We start from the raw sequence: 19,357 nt of genomic DNA, 5'->3' as shown, positions 1-19,357 counted from the left end.
AAAGGTGGAGGAAAATTATGTTTAAGAAGAAACAGGTTAAAAAAATTAAAGAAAAAAGCATACCTGTTATGAAGATTGGAACAAATAGAAAATTAGTCATTGCTTTATGGGGAGTGCTTATTATAAGCATATGCTTTGGAATATATAAAAATTTCACTGCTATTGATAAACATACTGTTCATGAAAAAGAAACGATACAGTTACGCTTGAACGATACGAATGGGATTGAAAATTTCGTAAAGAATTTTGCAAAATCATATTATACTTGGAGCAATAATAAAGAAGCTGTTGAAGCGAGGACACAAGCGATTAATAGATATTTGACAAAAGAATTACAAGAGTTGAATATGGATACTGTCAGAACGGATATACCAACTAGTTCAGTAGTAAATGAAGTACTTATATGGGATGTGGAACAGTCAGAGGAGAATTCTTTCTCTGTTACTTATGAAGTATATCAGAAGATAAAAGAGGGTGAAGAAATTAAGAATGTGAAAGGATTTTATACAGTAAAAGTTCATGTAGACAGTAAAGGAAATATGATAATTATAAAAAACCCTACTATTGCTCCATCTGTTCAAACATCTGATTATGAACCAAAGGTACAGGAATCAGACGCAAGTATAAATGCTGATACAATGGCCGAGGCTACTGAATTTTTAGAAACTTTCTTTAAATTATATCCAACAGCAACAGAAATAGAGCTTTCTTATTATGTAGGGGATGGAGTACTTGAACCTATTGGAAGAGACTATATTTTTTCAGAATTAATAAATCCTATTTTCACAGAAGAAGGAGAGAATTTAAAAGTAAAGGTAGCTGTAAAATTCCTTGATAATCAGACAAAGGCAACACAAATATCACAATATGAGCTTGTACTTCATAAAGATAGCAACTGGAAGGTTATTGATTAATGAAAAATAGGCGTGTATTTCTCATATGAGATTTATACGTCTAATTTTTTTACTAAAGTACATATGAAAAGTGTAGAATAAGGAGCAAAAATGGTATAGTAGAATCAACAACAGGTCACTTATTTATGATAAAAGATAAATGGTGGATATAAACTGAAAAAGATGATGAATATGTTAATGATAGTATTAATTTTATGATTTAGCACAAGATAAAGAAGTAGAAATATATTAAATAATAATAAAATGGAAAGTTAGGAAGTCTTTACTGATATAAGTTGATGTATAATAAAGATATAATTAATTTAAATAAAAATAATATTATTACAGTATAGTAAAATCAATATAACTAATAAGATTTAATATGACATAATATTACCAATATAGTGATATAAGTTAAAAGGTTAATGTTTCAAAGATGGAGCATTAATCTTTTTTCATGTGTTGAAATAGTTATAAAAGTTAAGAGAATTATGATTGATAACTATTATAAGTTGAAAGATGAGGAAATCCTACAATTTTTAATTCTATTTGAAATCGAGGATTAAAAACAACAATAAACATGTAATAGAAAAATAGGTTACACTCAAAAATAGACAGAATTGAAAAGATAAAACACATAAATAATGGAATTTAGAAAGAGGAACTGGTGAGAATGAGGAAGAAGAACTTAAAAATAAATAATAAGTTAATAATTTTTCCTAAATAGGCGATGTTGAAAATACAATTTATTATAGTTTATAATTATATTATTGAATATATGATAAAAAAAGGGAGGAAAATATGGCAATATTAAAAAGTGAATTTATAACATTTTATAATGAGGAGGTAAAATATGATGGTAATAATGAAATTAGAGAAAAAAAGAAAAAGTTAAAAGAGGATTTTAAAAGTAAGTTTCCAACGAAATTTAAAGAAAAATATGAAGAAGATATAAAAGTCTCAGATATAAGATTTATAGATCAAGGAAGTTATAATATAAATACTACTATTAATCATACAGACACTGCATTTGACATAGATGTAGCTACAATTATAAATTTAGATATAAATAAGTATAATAATGTATTAGAGATTAAACAGTTAGTGAGAGATGCACTAAAAAATACAAATAGAGAACCAAAAATAAAAGAACCTTGTGTAACAGTTAAATATACTAAAGCTGGTGAAGAAAAATATCATATAGATTTTCCTATATATGCAAGTCATGAAGGAAAACTTTATTTAGCTAGGGGTAAAGAGTCAGATAAAGAGGAAGATATAAAATGGGAGATTGCTGATCCAGAAGGATTGAGTGAATATTTTAAAAAGGATCATTTGCAAATTGAAGGGTTAAATTTAGATGAGGAGGAAAAGAAGAAAAGGAAACAAAAGAGACGTATTATAAGATATATAAAGTGGTGGAAAGCTGAAAAGTATGGAACTTCAAGACGGGATCATTCTATACCACCAAGTATAGCATTAACAATACTGGTGTGTGAACATTTTGAAAGTGCAAAGATTGATGATGAGTATAATGATTTAAATGCATTATATAAGACCGTAAAAAATATAGCAGGTGAATTGTTTGAAAAAACATTTGATGAAGATGATGAAGAAATTATTAGTTTAAAAGAATGTAAACTTCCAAAAGATCCAGGCTCAGATTGTTTCTTTAAGATAAGAAATTCATATTCATATATAAAAACTTTTTATACAAGATGGACAACATTTGAATCAAATTTAAAGAAAGCAGTAGAAGAAGATGACGAAAGAACTGCTGGAGAAATAGTAGCAAAGATGTTTGGAGATAAGTTTCCACTTCCTGAAGTAGATGAGGTGAACAGTGAAGATAGCTTTGCAAAATAAATATATTGAATATTTAGAAGAAATAGACCGTATTTCAAATGTTGAAGTTTTTGAAGCAGGTATTATAAAATTTAGGTATAGCATAAGTGGAAAAGATTATGATTTTTTATTTGCAGCATTAGATGAACATAAGTTGCCGAGCGTGATGCTATGTAAGCCTAAAGAGCAGATATATAATAAGCCGCATATGCTATATTTAGATAAAAATGAACTATTTTATTTATGCCTGTCAATTAGAGATGATATAAGTGTTAGAAATAAAGATTATAAGGAAATTATTAATTATACATTGATAAGAATAGAAAAGTTAATGAATATGAATTACGAAGAAGAAAAAAGAGAATTTAGAAAAGAATTTCTATATTTTTGGAATAAGTGTGCTAAAAATAAAAATAATATTCAGCTATATATAAATTCTTCAACACAGGTAAAGTTACTAAAAGCATACGAAAAGAATGATACATATATTTATGTTGATGAAGATATAAATATAAATGAAATATTTTTAAAAAGATATAACAAGGTTAAAAAGAGTGTTATTTATATACCGATAATTAACAGTAATTTAATTATGCCTCCAATAGGTGATAAAAAATGGTCTGTTGATGAAGTTAGATATATTATAAATAATTGTGTTAGTGAAGATAATTTAGAAACTTTAGAAAAACTATCTATAGATAATAAAGAAGTTTTCTTAACATTTGAAATGTATGTTCCTGGAGTTGTACCAATATCATTTGTTTTAAAAGTTAAATTTAAGACAAGCAGAAATAAAACATTATTTTCTAGATTAGATGAAATAATAGATGTTGAATGTTTGAAATCAGAAAGATGTGATACAGGGTATTTATTCAGAAGAATAGGTGTTAAAAATAGACTAAAAGATAAAAGAATCCTTATAGTTGGGGCAGGTTCACTAGGTAGTTATATAATATCTGAATTACCTAAGATAGGGGTTGAAAATATAACTATTTTTGATTCAGATAATATGCATATGGAAAATATAATGAGACATTCACTTGGAGCTATGTATTCAAATCTTAGTAAAGTATTTAGTATGAAATTTAATCTAGAGTCAGAATATCCAGAAACTAAGGTGAACATTGAAAATAAAAAGTTTAATATTGAAAATATTGATGAATATAATCTCAATAAATATGATTTGATAATTATAGCTACAGGTGGAACGGACTATATGTTAAAGCTAAATAAGATATTTAAGAAATGTAGAATAGATATTCCTGTTTTATTTACTTGGATTGAATCAAGGGGAGTAGGGGTACATGCACTTGCTGTTGATTACAATAGAAAAGGATGTTTTAATTGTTTATATACCAATAGTGATACTAACAAAGCTCATTTTAGTAATAAAACTTATAAAGATGAATTGACAGGAACTGGCTGCGGAGGTGTTATTAATAAATACGGAAATATTGTACTTTTAAAAGGTTCTGCAATGATATTAAATATAATATTAGATATGTTAAACTCTAATAAAATTAGTGATAATATTTTATTTTCTGTAAAAACATTAAATGAATATACCTTTAATAATGGAGATATATCTTTAGGTGGAGAGACATTGGCAAAAACTTCATATATAAGTGAAGGATGTGATATATGTGGACATGAGGTATAATGTTGATGAAATTGAGTTTAGATTAAATGAAGTAGTAATTAAAAAATTAAATAAGTTTAGACAAAATAGTAGTATTGTGCCTGAAAGTGGAGGATTATTGTTAGGAAGAACTGATATACAAGGTAATACAAAAATTATTGATATAACAGTTCCGTTAGAAGGAGATATTCAGTCTAGATTTAGATTTTTTAGAAAAAGTAGTAAACATAAAGAAATACTATTAGAATCAAGAAAAAGGTGTTTGTATTTTAAAGGAAATTGGCATACGCATCCTGTTAAAGATCCTGAACCATCTTGGGTAGATATGCTTTCATGGAAAAATACTTTAAAAAATTGTAAACCTGGGGAAAGTAGATATTGTTTTTTTGTTATAATAGGAATAAAAAAAATTAGAGTATGGTATGGAAATATATACACAAAAGAAATTAAAGAAGCAAATTTAATTCAAGAGATATTATGAGGAGAAGAATATGAAATATAGATGGTTACATTTATCAGATTTACATTCTTATTGTAATGGAATAAAGACTAAGGTAATGAGAGATGCGCTTATTGATGAAGTAGAAGAATTAAATAATGAAGAAAAATTTAACTTTATGATTATAACAGGAGATATAAGTGATAAAGACTCAGGATATGATTTAGCAGAAGAGTTTATATTAGAATTAATTTCCAGAATTGAGATAGATAAAGAAAAAGTATTTATAATTCCAGGAAATCATGATTTGAATAGAAATATACCGGATGATAGAGGAGACATTGTAAAAAGGTTATGGGAGTCTGGAGTATTAGATGAAGAAGAAGAGTTTAATAATATAAAATCATTAATATATGCCCAAAATAATTTTTTTAATACTTATAAAAATATACTAGAAAGAGAGTATCCAAAAGAAAATATACATTTTGTTGAGAAGTTAATGGAAGGTGCAAATATTATTCATTTAAATACATCGTGGATGTGTTATGATTCAGGAGTAGAAGACGGAAAAATTCATGTTGGAATAAATAGTGTGTATAAGTGTTTAGAAGAAGTAAGTAAAGAAGATTTTAACATTGTAATAGGGCATCATACTCTAGATGATTTGAATCAATATGAGAGAAGTCATTTGAAAGCAATATTTAAAAGTAAAGGAATTGACATGTATTTAGGAGGACATTGCCATAAAGCAATTATAAAACAAGATAGAATTGCAAATATGGAATTATGTTTTTGTAAGCAAGCAAGAGCAGATTTTGATGACTATCCAGCTGGTTTTATTATAGGAAATATTGATATAAATAATAATCAAAGTTATTATTTATTTTATAATTGGAGCACAAAATTTGCAAAATGGATGTATGACTATTCAGTTGAGGAAGCTAAACATGGCAAGTATTACTTAAAAGGAGAAAAATACAATAGAGAAAAATCAAAAAAGGTAGATACTATTATTGATTTTAAGTTAATGGGAATGCCTTTAGACTATGATGAAATAAAAAGTAAATTTAATCTTACTAATACATGTGATTATAAATTTGGACATAAGAATGTTTATCTTAAAACAGAGAATGAATGGAAATTATATCTAAAAGAGTTAGTCACTTTTTATGACTCTATAATAGATGGAATAAGGTCTGATAACATTCATATTTTCCCTATAGCACAGATACCATTACTAATTTCGTTAGGATATTTAATGCAAAATGATTCACCTAATATAAAGGTATACCAATATATTGAAAATGAATCAAAATGGGTATTTGATGAAAAAAATGACAATATTCAAATAGAAGAAAGCTTTAGTGATAAGAATAGCGATATTTTAGCATTAGCATTACAAATAAGTTCATATATAAATGAGGAAGACATTAATCAAGTCCTAGAACAAAATTATGATTTATTGTCATTTAAAATTAATAATCCCAAATTATCATATTTAAATTACAGAGAAGATGTATTAAGAGTAAAAAATATAGTTAAAGATAAGTTAGACTCTATATATAATAAATATAAAGAAATACACTTATTTATAGCAGCACCTGCTGGTGTATGTATAGAAATAGGGAGAATAATAAGGTATAGTATGTATCCTAATACATTTATTTATAATTACAATAGTACAGATGAAGTACATTATAAAAAAATTTGTAACTTAAAAAATCTTAGAGAGATATAGATTAAATTATGAATTTTTATAACGCTAAAAACATAAATATAATGTTATTTGGATATCTTAGTATGAATGATGATGTTTTATTGTGATGTTCATAAATATAAAAGATTTATAATGAGCAAAACAGGTAAATACATATTTTACCTGTTTTTGTGGTAAAATAATAAGTATATTAATGCGATCTTATATTTTTAGCATTGAAATTAATATTAATATACAATATAGATATAGGAGTTAAGAGATGGATAAAAATATAACGAAATATTTTAGAACGCTTTAATTGAAAAAAATCAAAATATAATAGATTTCAATAAATCAGATAATAAATTATTTTTATAAAACTTAAAATATAATTTGTGTTTTAAATAAAAATCAATGTTTTTAATATAGAAGCATTGATTTTTTTTCTCAAAATTATAAAAATGATTATATAATTTTTATTCTTCTAGAAAATTAACTTTATTATATTAAAAATATTTATGATATATTACTCTATAAATAGACTATTTAAAAAGGAGTTGTTTTTAATGAAAAAATTTATAAATATAATACTTCTTATAATTTTAATATTCAGTTTATATAAAGTTATATATATATTTAAAGAATACATAACTGCCGATAATATTTATACTGAATTACAAATAGAAAAAGAAAATTTAATTTCGAATAATAATATACTTGATTTAACTAATATAAATGAAGATTATATAGGTTGGATAGAAATTCCTAATACAAATATAAGTTATCCTATTGTTCAATCAATAGACAATGATTATTACTTAGATAAAGATATTTATAAAAATGAATTAAGTTCTGGATCAATATTTTTAGATTATCGAAATAATAATTTTTTTGATAGTAACTCTATTTTATATGGACATGCTATGAAGAATAATACTATGTTTGGTGATTTAAAAAAGTTTAAAGAAAAATATTTCTTTGAAGAAAATAAAATAATAACAATAACAAAGCCTAATGGTGAAATATTAAAGTATAAAATTTTTTCAGTTTATGTAAGTAATATTAATGATAATTATACGCAAAATTATTTTTATACATCTGAAGAATATAAAGAATTTTTAAATAAAATATTAAGGAATTCTTTGTTCTTATCAAATGAAGATTTACATATAACTGATAAGATATTAACATTATCTACTTGTAGCTTTGAATCTGAAATCTCAAGACTTGTAGTGCATGCTAAATTAATTGATATTAGTTAAATAAAAATTTTATTATTAATACTATAAGTACTTAGATTTTTATAAGTACTTCTTTAAGATAATGTAATAGAATATAAAAATTATGTATTCTATTTTAGTAAAACATATTTCATCATAGATTATAACAATTTTTTGAGATAAAAAACAAAATTCTTGTTGAAATTTTTTAGTGATCAATTTACTTTCTATATAAAATATTATTTTATGAATTGTTAGAAAATGTATAGTTGCGTTAAAAATGGTTAATTAGTAGGAAATACTTTAGTAAAAATAAAAAATCATTAAAATAGCACTTATAAAAGTTGTAGCATTAGAACGAAAAATAGTATAATAGAAGCAACAATAGGACACTTATTTATGATAAAAGATAGATGGTGGACAGAATCAATAGGTAAAAATAAAAAGATTTAATAGAGTCAAGTAATAATATATATAAAGAAATAATTTAAGTAAAGATAAAAGATATAGAATATCCAATAGTAACATTTCTCTTTTTGATTGTGTCTATTTATCATTGCTATAAAAAAGCAGAAAGCGCAACAGTTTTTTAGTTAAGAAGTTGCTTTCTGCCTTTTTATTTTATCATATAAATAAAAAGCTATCGATTAACTTATCAATAGCTTAAGGCAAATAGCTTATATATTAAGTATGATGATATTTATATTTTTTTGTTTTATAAAGAAAAAGAATCGTGTACATACCAGAAATTACCGATGGAATATCTATATCTTTTCATGAAATAATAGTTATTTCAGGAGGTGTGGTGACAGATGAATAAGAATTATGGATACGCAAGAGTATCAAGCAACAGTCAGAATATAGACAGACAGATATCAGCACTCAAAGATATTGGAATTATTGATCAGAATATCTTTGTTGATAAGCAGTCTGGAGCAGATTTCAATCGTCCAAATTATAGAAAAATGATACGAAAGCTACGTGATGGAGACTGCTTATATGTAAAGTCAATTGATCGTCTTGGAAGAAATTATGATGAAATCATTGATCAATGGAGATATCTTGTCAAAGAAAAGAACGTGGACATTGTAGTACTAGATTTACCATTGCTTGATACTAGAAACAGAGTCAACGAAATTACAGGAAGATTTATTTCGGATTTAGTATTGCAGATACTCTCCTATGTGGCGCAGGTGGAACGAGAAAATATTAAACAGCGTCAGGCAGAGGGTATCCGAATCGCAAAGGCACAGGGAAAGCATTTAGGCAGACCGAAGAGAAAACCTCCAAAGCAATTTTTAAAAGTATTTGATTTGTGGAAAGCAGGAGAGATTTCAAAAGCCGAAGCATCTAGACGTTTAAATGCAAATCCTCATACTTTTGCACGATGGGCGAAAGAACACGAAAGTATTCATTTCTCGTCAAAAAAATGATATAAAAAGGTAGACCTTTTTATTGTCTTTGAAAACCCTTAAAAAGGCTACTTTTTTGTAATATTTTGTCTTTTTCATTTCCCAAATTACATAATCTATTTCTTTTTTTCATTATATTCCATAACAATAAAAAAGTCTACCTTTTTACATTAGTAATAACTCCCAATTTTTAAATCTATTTTTATGAAAATTTAATATAGAAAGGAGTGTAGATATGTGAAGATTGTAAAAAGCCTTCGCCGAAAGTTTCTTATGTTCTTTTTACTGACGGCAGTCATCGTATCGTCTATTCCTTTGGGAAGTACATATGCCACGGCAACAGATGACCTGACTGAAAGTGAAACCTCCTATCATGTAGAGATTTTACCATCCGAGGATAATTCCTACGAAGGAGAGACACAGGCAAATTTTACGGTAAAGGTAACCTATTCCGGTTTGGATGTTATTCCAAAGGAAATGGTACATCTGAAAACCATGATATCAGATTCTGTGATTGCTTCCTTCAATACAGAAGCACTTTCGGAGAGACGACTGAATTCTTTAGAATTTAAAGGAAATTATGAGTGGGAAGAACAGTACAGCATTTATATTCCAAAAATGGAAACTGATACAAATGCGGATTATACGGTTATGTTACTGGATGGGGAAGATAACGTGTTAGTGTCAGAAAACTATCAATTTAAGGTCATACAGCCAAAAGAGGATGCTTTTGAAACAGAACGGATGTTTGAGGACGTTGCTTATTTTTCTGCAGAACAGAAAGTAACTTATAATAAGAATTTTGATTCTTCTCGGCTACCAAAAATTCCAGGAAGTGGGGAAAATGAATGGCAGATTATGAGTGGAGCATATAAAGGTTCTTATAATAAGGGTGATGTAAGTACTGATTTTGACCGTAATGCTAATGTGAGTTATTCTTCAGATAATGCAGTTCGCATGACAAAGAATGTTATCAGTACAGATGTTGAGAATGAATTCCTAATGTACCTGAATGTAGAGCCTCAGATCAGTTGGGAAGAAATTTTGGAATTAAATACTATTAAAGTTAGTAATTCAAATAAACCTATAAGTCCGCCATCATGGCCTAGTACAGGACATACTAGTGCCACCTTCTTACCAGAGCCTATGGGAGAATATCAAACGCCTGTTCAATTTTGCTATTATGCAATAGAGAATGGTAAAAAAATAATAATTGCAGAGATAATCATGTACACAAATGTGCCTGAGGTTCCAAATGGAGGAATAGGAATAGGAAATCCATTACTTGCACCAGAAGGTGACACATTTTATGCAAATAATAGATTTAATTTGAAAGATAACGGTAGTGGTGTTTCAAGCGCAGAAGTTGATATTTCCAGCGTATATTCTAAATATGAGTTTTCTCGTCAGAGTGTCTATCCAAAGTCAGTTATTGATCAGTTAGGAAATCATATTGAAGTATATACAGATTCCTTCAATTATGATGGTGGAAACTGCCAGTTAAATAGTAACGCAATTTATTGGTCTTTGCCAACGGATGACTTAGGATTACTTCCGTATGAAAAGGACGAGAATGGAAACATTACTCCGTATGGTGTATTACGAAAGCTTTCTAATGGAAAATATACTTATTATCGCCAAGAAGCATATCAAATGACCTATTCGTTTAGTCTCAGGGTTCTTGATGAAGGGTTTATAAGTGCAGAGTCTGCTGACAGCAGTAATGACATAAATAAGGATTATGCTGTACAAACCAACAAAAGTCCATCTAATCAGGACGATAGTATTAAAGGTGGAGAGGTCATATACCAGATTGAAAATTCCGCTCAAAATATAGGACATTTCAAATCACCATATATAAAAGGACTTCTCTACAATTTGGAATTTCAAAAAATAGTAGAACAGAGTAAAGTTCCGTTAGCTGGTATTACTTTCACGTTAGAAAGGTTAGTGGATGGGACTTCTTATTCAGAAAAAATTGAGTATACGGTTACAGATAAAACTGATACACAAGGATGGATAAAGTTCCGAAATCTTCCATGGGGAGAATACCGTATTACAGAAATCTTGTATGACAGTGAAAGTTTATTCCAAAATCAGTATATGGATGAAGAACTTCCAAAAACTTTAGAGAATGCAGTAATAGGAGCAGTTTTAAATCCAGAAGCGTTGTCTAACGAGCACGGAATAATACATCCTGTTGATGAGGAAGGAGATAAAAAGAATCAGCTGTTTGTTTATAAAAGGGGGAGCGTAGAAAATAAACCATACCGTGCAAAAATTAGGATAAAGAAAATTGTTAATTATTACGATTCTTTATCAACAGAGTTAAAAGAACAGTCTTATACAATGAAAGCTAAAAGTGATGATATATATCTAAAACCCGGAAAAACACAGGAAAAGTTAGAATTACTCGATAAAAATGAAAAGATAACGCATCTTGAAACCCTGGAGTATGATGTACTTGTTCCAGAAAACGGAGGGACTTTATCATTACAGGAAGTCATTTCTGATTCTGTTGATAATAAGATTAGATTCGGAAAGGTATCTGTTAGTAAAAATGAAACGAGCACGGAAATAAACGAGCCAGTCTTAAGTGAACAAGGATGTTCGATTAAAATAATGCCGGGCAACGATATTACGGTCGTTTTTGAGAATAATCCAGTCGGAACAATACAAGTTAAAAAAATGATAGACAATTATGGTGATTATGGTACAAGCCTGAAAAATGATGAATTTATGGTGAAGATAAACAGCGAAGCTGACACAGATATTTCATCGGAAGTTATTCTAAAACATGGAGAAGTGAGCGGATATATTGAGGTTACAAAACCAACGGTTTTGAACATTGAAGAAATCATTCCAATGGAATATACGTTTGTAAATATCACTGTCGAAGGAGAAGGAAAACAGTCCTCTAGGATTCAAGGAAATAATGTTCATGTTGCTCCTGGAGACCATATTGTTGTTATCGTACACAATAAGTATATGTGGAATCCTTTCTTTCATGCATTTGATTCAATTATGAATGTATTCAAGAGAAAGTAAGAAAGGAATGGTGACACATGAAAAGTATAAAAAATAATTTATGGGCAGTACTTGGTTTATCGGTTATGTTCGTTATTGGAACGACTTTAGCGATATGGTATCAAAGCATACAGCATACAAACCATTTGGGAGCAGATACTATTAAGGCAGATGTTATAGAGAATTATACTCCTAGTGAGCCAGATGGTACAGTCACTAAGAAAGTGTCATTTAAAAACTCAGGTTCAACGGATGTCTTTGTAAGAGTAGCTTATGTGGAGATATGGGAAAAAGAGGATCAAAACAATGAAAAAGTTATTCTAAACAATAAGCTGAATGAAACAGATATAGCAACAAAGAACTGGACTAATGACTTCTATACCGACTGGTCTGATGGAGGAGATGGGTGGTTGTACTACAATTACATCCTGAAAGCTGGAGAAAGTACACAAGAAATCCTAAATAGTGTAACATTTCCAGACTATGCACAGGCTGAATATAAAAATTATGGAGATGCTGAATACTCTCTATATTTTAAAGTAGAAATGTTACAGGCTAGCACAGGCGATGCTACGTTGAATAGGGATGAAGTTAATACAGAAGCATCACAGACGGTATTTGGAAAGTTACCTTTTGTAAATTATAATTCAAATACTGTTACATGGAAGTAAGGAGGTTATTTATGAAGAAACAATCTAAAAGAATCCTCTTGCTCGTTGGTGTATGTTCATTATTGATGATACTATCTGTCATGGCTTTCTTTCAGAGTAGTATGACATTAACGAATCCATTTTCTACTGGAGAAGCAAAGGTATATCTTGATGAAACCTTCGATGTTGATGATAAGTGGGTTCCAGGAGAGGAAAAGCAAAAAGAAGTGAGTTTTGGCAATGAGGGAGACGTACCTGTTGTTCTTCGTGCTAGATTTACACCAGAGCTGACTTTAGCAGATGGAACTAAAGTAACAGATACAAATATATTGAATGGATTTACATTAAATTATGCAGCGAGTTTTGCCAGTGAATGGGCGCAACATGATGATGGTTGGTACTACTACAAGAAAGTATTAAATCCAAATGAAAAGACTAGTCAAACGCTGGTATCCGTTACAATAAGTAAAAATATCAGCAATGATATTCACGGAAACGAAACTGACTATTCTGGTGCCGGTATGGATGTGGATATTGAGTGTGAAGCGATTCAGTCATCTACCTCAAAAGATAGTATCAATCTGCAAAACTGGGATGTATATCCAGTAATCAGTGGAATGGAAGTTTCGTGGATAAAAAAATAGTCTGTTTGAAAATAACAGTTTATTTTATAAATCAAAAAAATATTATAAACAATGGGAGGAACAATTATGAAGAATAAAAAATTAGTTGCAATTACAGGATTAACAGCAGTAGCAGTTGTTGGAGGGTCATTAGCTTACTTCAATCAGACAATGACAGTAGAAAACCCATTTGACACAAATAAATATGCATCAGAACTTGTGGAAACATTCAATCCAACAGATGGTGACAACTGGCAACCGGGAGAAACTGTAAACAAAGACATCCAAGTAGAAAACACTGGTGACTATGATGTTATCGTTCGTGTTAAATTTGATGAAACATGGACGAGAAAAGGTGGAGATGCTTATGTAATTAAGGAAGGTCTTAATAATACCGCGAGTCAAGAAAATGCAAATGATGGTTTAACAGAAAGAGACTACTCTGTTGTAGCAAAGAATTTAGTGAATGATGATAAGTGGATATACAACTTAAATGATGGTTACTACTACTACAAAACAAATCTTGCAAAAGGAGAAAACACAGATAAATTCCTTGACAGTGTAACACTTTTAGAAAATGCAGATATGGGTAGATATGAAGAGATTAAATATTACACAATTGCTGATGTGAAGCCAGATAATACTAATATTGGGGATGATGAGTCAACTCAATGGGTTAAATATACTGGAGAAGTTCCAACTGGAGCAAAACACACAAGAACTGTGACTCAGATAGTAAAAGGTGCAGAGGGATATGCAGATTCTGATTATAAATTAACAATTACAGCTCAGACTGTACAGGCAACAAGCTCAGCTGTTCAAGATGCATTTGGTACAACAAATATAGCTGGTACAAGCTGGTCTTTAGACCAATAGATTATATATAGGGAGTGCTGTTATTGGCACTTCCTATTTTGGTAAAGGATGATGAAAATGATACGAAGAATATTTAATTTTCTTTCATGGATAGTCATGACGGTAATAATTATTTATATTGCAATAGCATCACCTATGCTGTTTGGATATCGTCCAGTAGTAGTTCTTTCTGGAAGTATGGAACCTTCATACCATGTAGGTAGCCTTACTTACTATCATTCAGCAACATTTGATGAAATCAATATCGGAGATGCCATCACATTTCAAGCTGGAGATAGTCTTGTGACACACCGTGTAGAAGAAAAAAATGAACTGTCAAGAACACTTATTACAAAGGGGGACAATAACGAGACACAGGATATCAATCCTGTAAAAGAATCAGATCTAGTCGGAAAGACAAGTACTATCACTATCCCTTACCTTGGCTATATCGTGAATTATGGACGCAACATAGCGACTATCATCACAATGGGGTCGATACTTTTTATTAGCTATCTGATGGATATTCTGGATAATAAGCAAAGGAGGAAGCATGAAGACTAAAGTATTTAGTAAGAGAAATTTGTTTTTATTCGCTTTCCCATGCCTTTGCCTAATTGGTGGTGTATTCGCCTACTGGACACAGGAACTGCAAGTACGCAATGAATTTAAGACAGCAAAATACAATACAAAAGTAGTGGAAGACTTTAATCCACCTTCAAATTGGACTCCGGGTCAGGAAATAAATAAAGATGTTTCTATACGAAATGAAGGAACGATTCCGGTATTTGCAAGGGCCACTATTCATCAGGAATGGATACGCAGAGAAAACGTCTATGATAGCAATGGAAATCCGATCTCTCCACTAAAGGGAGAGAATATTCCTCTTACATTTGATACAACAAATGGTTCGGATTATGCTTCTGTGGTGACATGGGGTAAAGATGTCGTTCTGCTATCTGATGGAAAACAATCAGATATTGAACTTGGGATTCCTATCGTGAATACGATCAAGGAAGCAAGAGGAAAATGGCTTCTACTTACAGATAAGATAGATTCAGAAGGAAACCTTTACTTTTACTACATAGGAAATATCCCTCCGGGAAAAGAAACACCTCGTCTTGTAGATGCTGTGACAATGCATCCTGACATTGAGCCTGAAATCAAAGGTGAAAAAGTATGGTATGACAGTTCTGATAATAAGGTAACACAGGAAATTAAAAATACTACATATGGCTATGAGAATGCACATTACACTATGCTTGTGAATGCTGATACAGTACAGGCTACATCAAATGCGATAAAGGCTGTATTTGGCAATGAAGAGAATGCGAAAGATATTGTAGAATATTTTGCACAGAATGAAATTATGAAATAGGAGGGATGATATGAAAAAACAAAAAATATGGATAATGTTATTACTGTTCGTAATTCTTTTTGGGAATGTCATCCCTGCCCATGCAGATTCTAAAGAAAAAAAACTCTATTTTGAACAAAAGAATGGAGAGATGGTATGGAATCCCGACAAAGGATCAAATGGAAATTGGTTCATGAGTTTTACCAATATGGTGCCAGGAGAATCTTATCAGGATAAATTGTTGATAGAAAATGGTTCAAAAAAGACGTATGATCTTTATTTTCAAGTAGTTCCTTTAGGGCAGAGTAAGTTAAAGGATGAACTTTTAGAAAAGATAGCTATGAGTATTACACAGGATGGAAAGCAAATATACAAAGGAAATGCTACAGGTGAATCTGGAACTATCGATTTACAGAATTTCATATTCCTTGGTAAGTATACACCATCAAATGAATCAGAAATAGTTGTTAATTTGACTTTAGATGGAAGTATTGGTTTGGAATATCAAGAGCTTTTGACAGAAATTGACTGGAGATTTGTAGTCAAAGAAGAATTAGATTCTAATAAAGATACACCAGTAATAGAAATCAAACCACCTAAAACTAGAGATAATAGTAATATATTCTTGTGGATACTTATGATGATAAGTTCTCTAACAGCTCTTGGAGCAGTTAATGTTTTTTGTTACAAAAAGAAAAACTAGAGAAATACAAATAGAAAAAGAAAAGAGCTTTAAAAATATTTTTGAAGAAATGAGAAATCTTTTTTGAATGAACTATATCTAAGATATTCTTTACTACAAAGATAAAGAATGCATCAGAAAAACACTGAACAGTATTACAAAAGATACGTATTTTGATACAGAGATTGAAAAGTTTAAAAGTCTGCTTTTCGAGAACAGTTGAATAGTAAAGAATCTGTATCTACAAAATGCTATAATGGATAGAAATATGGTAAAAGTAAAAAAGAAAAGCTCGTACAATAATTTATTTTTGTACGGGTTTTCTTCATAGATAAAAAAATGTGATTTTTTAGTATTCAATTCACTATAAAAATATAATTTTATTATGGACAAATGAGCTTACTAACATTATAAATTGTCAATATTATTTTAGGCTTGTAACTAATTTAAAATATTTTTTTATTCAATGAAAAAGTTTTCTAAATAAGTCTAGTAAATTTTTCCTAAAATTATTTACTCCATAAACAAAAGTTAAATTTTTAACAATAAATTAAGTTATTTTTCCATTCAAATGTTGATGGAGGATTAGATTTTAGTGAAATTTATTTTAATGAATATGTATATTTACTTTAACTTTATCAATATATAAGAAAATATTACCGTTCATATTGAAATTATATGATTTTTATAATTTAATACATAGATTTTAATTAGAAATATTAAGTATTTTTACTGAGGTTGTAGTGTATTTGTATTTTAGAAATATTTGAGTTCTATCATCTTCGATTATTTTGATTTTCTATAAAGTACGAAATATATTTTTTATTAATCTATTCTTAATAATACTCCCATCAAGTGATAAATGATTCATAAAAATTTAGTATAAGTAAATTTAGAAGTGCTTTATTATATATAATATATCAAGATTATTAGGAGCGAATATATGGGAAGTATATTAAGGGAATATAGAAAATTGTATGTCTACATTCATATTTTTAAGAACAATTCTTTAATATTTGTTACTATATTTAATGTGCTAGATATAAAATTAAATTTTAATGAAATAAATAATTGAGATAATGTAAATTAATGTTTTGTGAAAATTTCATGTATGCAATTTATATAAAGAATATAATTGAAAATTTATTGATTATAATAGCTGAAATTTAATTTAAAAGAAAGAGAGGTGTGAAAATGATAGGTTCTAAAAGAGATGCAAAAGCTATATTGAAGGCTGGAGCGAAGGCTCGAGGTATATCATTATCAGAATATCGGGAACAGTTTCAGCAAAACATTTATGCAATGAAAGAAAGCCATGATCCAGACGTACAAGCAGAATTTAAAAAATGCTTTGGAAATAAAATACCAACTCCAGAAGAATATATATATATAACGGCAAAGTATATTTTAAAAAAATCCAAAATAAAATTTTAAAATTGTACTGTAAATTAGTATAAGTATTAAAAAGAGGTATTTGTGCAGCAAGTAAATTAAAGAATAGTATATTAAAATAAATGAATATAGGAGATAAAAAATAAATATATAATAAAAAAGTTCGTACAAGCAGTTTTGTGCGGACTTTTTTATTTTAAAAGAAAAAAATTTAAAATTTGTATTCAAATTCTACTTTGCTGTTGAGTATTGGTGCGAAAAGAGGGGATACCGATTTCGCTAGTGATAGAAAGGAGGTGTGATTATGAAACCAGCTTCTTTTGAAACAGCAATACGTTTACAATTTGATACATTAGTAAAAAGAGTAATTTATTGTACAGTTAAAAATTATGAAAAAGAATTAGGGCGAAGGGCAAAACATGAAACTCCTTTTTCAGAAATTTCAGATATTATAATTGGAGGATTCTCTATAGAAGATAATTATGAAATGATTGAAAAAATTATTTTTAGTGCTTGTGGCATTCCTGTTTCAGTACAAGAAGGAGAGCTTGCTGAAGCATTAAAAAAACTTCCAGAAATAAAAAGAAATGTATTATTACTATCTTATTTTGAAGAATATCCAGACAGTACAATTGCGAAACTGATGGATGTTACAAGAAATGGTATTTTTAAGCGTAGGATGGCAGCATTAAAATTAATGAAGGAAATATTACAGGAGGATAAATAGATGGTTAAAGATGTAGAAAAATGTCCTAGCTATCATTTAATTTCTTTGGCTGTAGATGGCGATGAGAAAGCTCTACATAAATTATTACAGTTCTATGATGCGTATATATCAAAAGCTAGTTTAAGACCTCTGCTTGACTCGTGTGGAAATGTTTATATGGCGGTAGATATAGAATTGAAAGGTCGTATTAGAGAAGCGTTGTTGCAGATGATATATGACTTTGAATTGAAGATTAAATAGTTACTATATCGGGACATGATTTGAATATCTTACTCTTTCTTGTCCCGATTTGATGAATTGTCAATCTATGAAAGTCTATTTATTTCAATAGTTTTTCATAGGCTGATAAGCCTAGTGTTCTTTGAAAATTGAATAAAGCAGACAGATACGTTTGTGATACAGTGAGCCGCTGGATACTGTGCGCCATGACCTTTTTTAGAAGTGAGCGATTCATATAGTGATTCTAGAGCGACCTTTGGAAAGTCGTTTTGCCATGAACTGTATTACAGGATAATGATACGTCCGCATAGTGCGGTTACCCATAAGAATGGGAATAGTTGAGATACTAATGGAGCTTCCAAAGCCGTCTGTTTGCTTATCTAAGAGAAATAGTGTTAGACAGCAAATTTATGAAGGAGGAATATTTATGAATATAGATAAAGAAATAAAGGAAATGTCTCCCGAATATATTTCTAATCTTTCTGAGAGTATAAAAAAATTATCATTTGATTCAGAAGAATCTATGAATAGATATTTTGAAACAATAGGTAATCCTTATTGTTTTAAGTGTGGTAATATAACTGTAGAATTGAAGTTTTCAGAAAATGGGAAATCGCTCGCTTCTTGTCTTATAGAGTATTTTCGAAGTCTAAAAAATTGCTGAAATAAAAAGGTAAATAT

Annotated in this window: 18 protein-coding genes; all 18 read left to right on the top strand. The window is 29.1% G+C overall.

From position 1 onward, the window contains the following. Positions 1–17: 17 nt before the first annotated feature. The 18 genes from BN1075_RS17860 (at position 18) to BN1075_RS17775 (ending at position 19,340) form a co-directional block, all read left to right on the top strand. Positions 18–914 carry a conjugal transfer protein gene (locus BN1075_RS17860; RefSeq protein WP_040194660.1) on the top strand — a complete coding sequence of 299 codons (897 nt, stop codon included), beginning with the start codon at positions 18–20 and terminating at the stop codon, positions 912–914. Between the two features lie 780 nt (positions 915–1,694). After that, positions 1,695–2,759 carry a cyclic GMP-AMP synthase DncV-like nucleotidyltransferase gene (locus BN1075_RS17855; RefSeq protein ID WP_040194658.1) on the top strand — a complete coding sequence of 355 codons (1,065 nt, stop codon included), beginning with the start codon at positions 1,695–1,697 and terminating at the stop codon, positions 2,757–2,759. Next, positions 2,737–4,398 (top strand): ThiF family adenylyltransferase, encoded by a 1,662-nt coding sequence (locus BN1075_RS17850; protein ID WP_040194657.1) that lies wholly within the window; start codon positions 2,737–2,739, stop codon positions 4,396–4,398. Before BN1075_RS17855 ends, BN1075_RS17850 begins: the two co-directional genes overlap by 23 nt. Then, positions 4,364–4,858, top strand: coding sequence for a Mov34/MPN/PAD-1 family protein (locus tag BN1075_RS17845; protein ID WP_148315543.1), 495 nt, complete (start codon positions 4,364–4,366; stop codon positions 4,856–4,858). The genes BN1075_RS17850 and BN1075_RS17845 overlap by 35 nt, the downstream gene beginning before the upstream one ends. A gap of 10 nt (positions 4,859–4,868) precedes the next feature. Then, the gene (locus tag BN1075_RS17840) at positions 4,869–6,554 is read left to right on the top strand and encodes an SAVED domain-containing protein (protein ID WP_040194655.1); all 1,686 of its coding nucleotides are present in this window, start codon (positions 4,869–4,871) and stop codon (positions 6,552–6,554) included. Positions 6,555–7,078: 524 nt separating this feature from the next. Then, positions 7,079–7,774, top strand: a complete 696-nt coding sequence (srtB, locus tag BN1075_RS17835; RefSeq protein WP_040194654.1) for a class B sortase — start codon at positions 7,079–7,081, stop codon at positions 7,772–7,774. A 770-nt stretch (positions 7,775–8,544) separates the two neighbouring features. Beyond that, entirely contained in the window at positions 8,545–9,165 is a 621-nt protein-coding gene (locus BN1075_RS17830; protein WP_040194653.1) for a recombinase family protein, read from the top strand. Between the two features lie 216 nt (positions 9,166–9,381). Continuing rightward, positions 9,382–12,192: a prealbumin-like fold domain-containing protein gene (locus BN1075_RS22000; protein ID WP_040194651.1), complete on the top strand. Its 2,811-nt coding sequence runs from the start codon at positions 9,382–9,384 to the stop codon at positions 12,190–12,192. A 17-nt stretch (positions 12,193–12,209) separates the two neighbouring features. Next, positions 12,210–12,842: a BsaA family SipW-dependent biofilm matrix protein gene (locus BN1075_RS17820; RefSeq protein ID WP_040194649.1), complete on the top strand. Its 633-nt coding sequence runs from the start codon at positions 12,210–12,212 to the stop codon at positions 12,840–12,842. After that, on the top strand, positions 12,833–13,465 hold the full coding sequence (locus BN1075_RS17815) for a BsaA family SipW-dependent biofilm matrix protein (protein ID WP_040194648.1): 633 nt from the start codon (positions 12,833–12,835) through the stop codon (positions 13,463–13,465). The genes BN1075_RS17820 and BN1075_RS17815 overlap by 10 nt, the downstream gene beginning before the upstream one ends. A 66-nt stretch (positions 13,466–13,531) precedes the next feature. Further along, positions 13,532–14,320 carry a BsaA family SipW-dependent biofilm matrix protein gene (locus BN1075_RS17810; protein ID WP_040194647.1) on the top strand — a complete coding sequence of 263 codons (789 nt, stop codon included), beginning with the start codon at positions 13,532–13,534 and terminating at the stop codon, positions 14,318–14,320. Positions 14,321–14,368: 48 nt separating this feature from the next. After that, a complete protein-coding gene (locus tag BN1075_RS17805; protein ID WP_235777834.1) occupies positions 14,369–14,863 on the top strand; it encodes a signal peptidase I in 495 nt (164 codons plus the stop codon). Next, the gene (locus BN1075_RS17800; RefSeq protein ID WP_040194645.1) at positions 14,853–15,677 is read left to right on the top strand and encodes a BsaA family SipW-dependent biofilm matrix protein; all 825 of its coding nucleotides are present in this window, start codon (positions 14,853–14,855) and stop codon (positions 15,675–15,677) included. The genes BN1075_RS17805 and BN1075_RS17800 overlap by 11 nt, the downstream gene beginning before the upstream one ends. Positions 15,678–15,687: 10 nt before the next feature. Continuing rightward, positions 15,688–16,359 carry a hypothetical protein gene (locus BN1075_RS17795; protein ID WP_040194644.1) on the top strand — a complete coding sequence of 224 codons (672 nt, stop codon included), beginning with the start codon at positions 15,688–15,690 and terminating at the stop codon, positions 16,357–16,359. A gap of 1,173 nt (positions 16,360–17,532) precedes the next feature. Then, positions 17,533–17,772 (top strand): hypothetical protein, encoded by a 240-nt coding sequence (locus BN1075_RS17790; RefSeq protein ID WP_040194643.1) that lies wholly within the window; start codon positions 17,533–17,535, stop codon positions 17,770–17,772. Between the two features lie 262 nt (positions 17,773–18,034). Next, complete coding sequence (locus tag BN1075_RS17785; RefSeq protein WP_040194641.1) at positions 18,035–18,457, top strand: sigma factor-like helix-turn-helix DNA-binding protein; 423 nt, start codon at positions 18,035–18,037, stop codon at positions 18,455–18,457. Further along, positions 18,458–18,697 (top strand): helix-turn-helix domain-containing protein, encoded by a 240-nt coding sequence (locus BN1075_RS17780; RefSeq protein WP_040194640.1) that lies wholly within the window; start codon positions 18,458–18,460, stop codon positions 18,695–18,697. Between the two features lie 307 nt (positions 18,698–19,004). After that, positions 19,005–19,340, top strand: coding sequence for a DUF6870 family protein (locus BN1075_RS17775; RefSeq protein ID WP_148315541.1), 336 nt, complete (start codon positions 19,005–19,007; stop codon positions 19,338–19,340). Positions 19,341–19,357 lie beyond the last annotated feature (17 nt).

This window comes from Clostridium culturomicium, assembly GCF_000821305.1.
Classification (GTDB): domain Bacteria; phylum Bacillota; class Clostridia; order Clostridiales; family Clostridiaceae; genus Clostridium_J; species Clostridium_J culturomicium.
The sequence above is the reverse complement of the archived record's forward strand: the minus strand, read 5'-3'. Positions and strand labels throughout refer to the sequence as shown.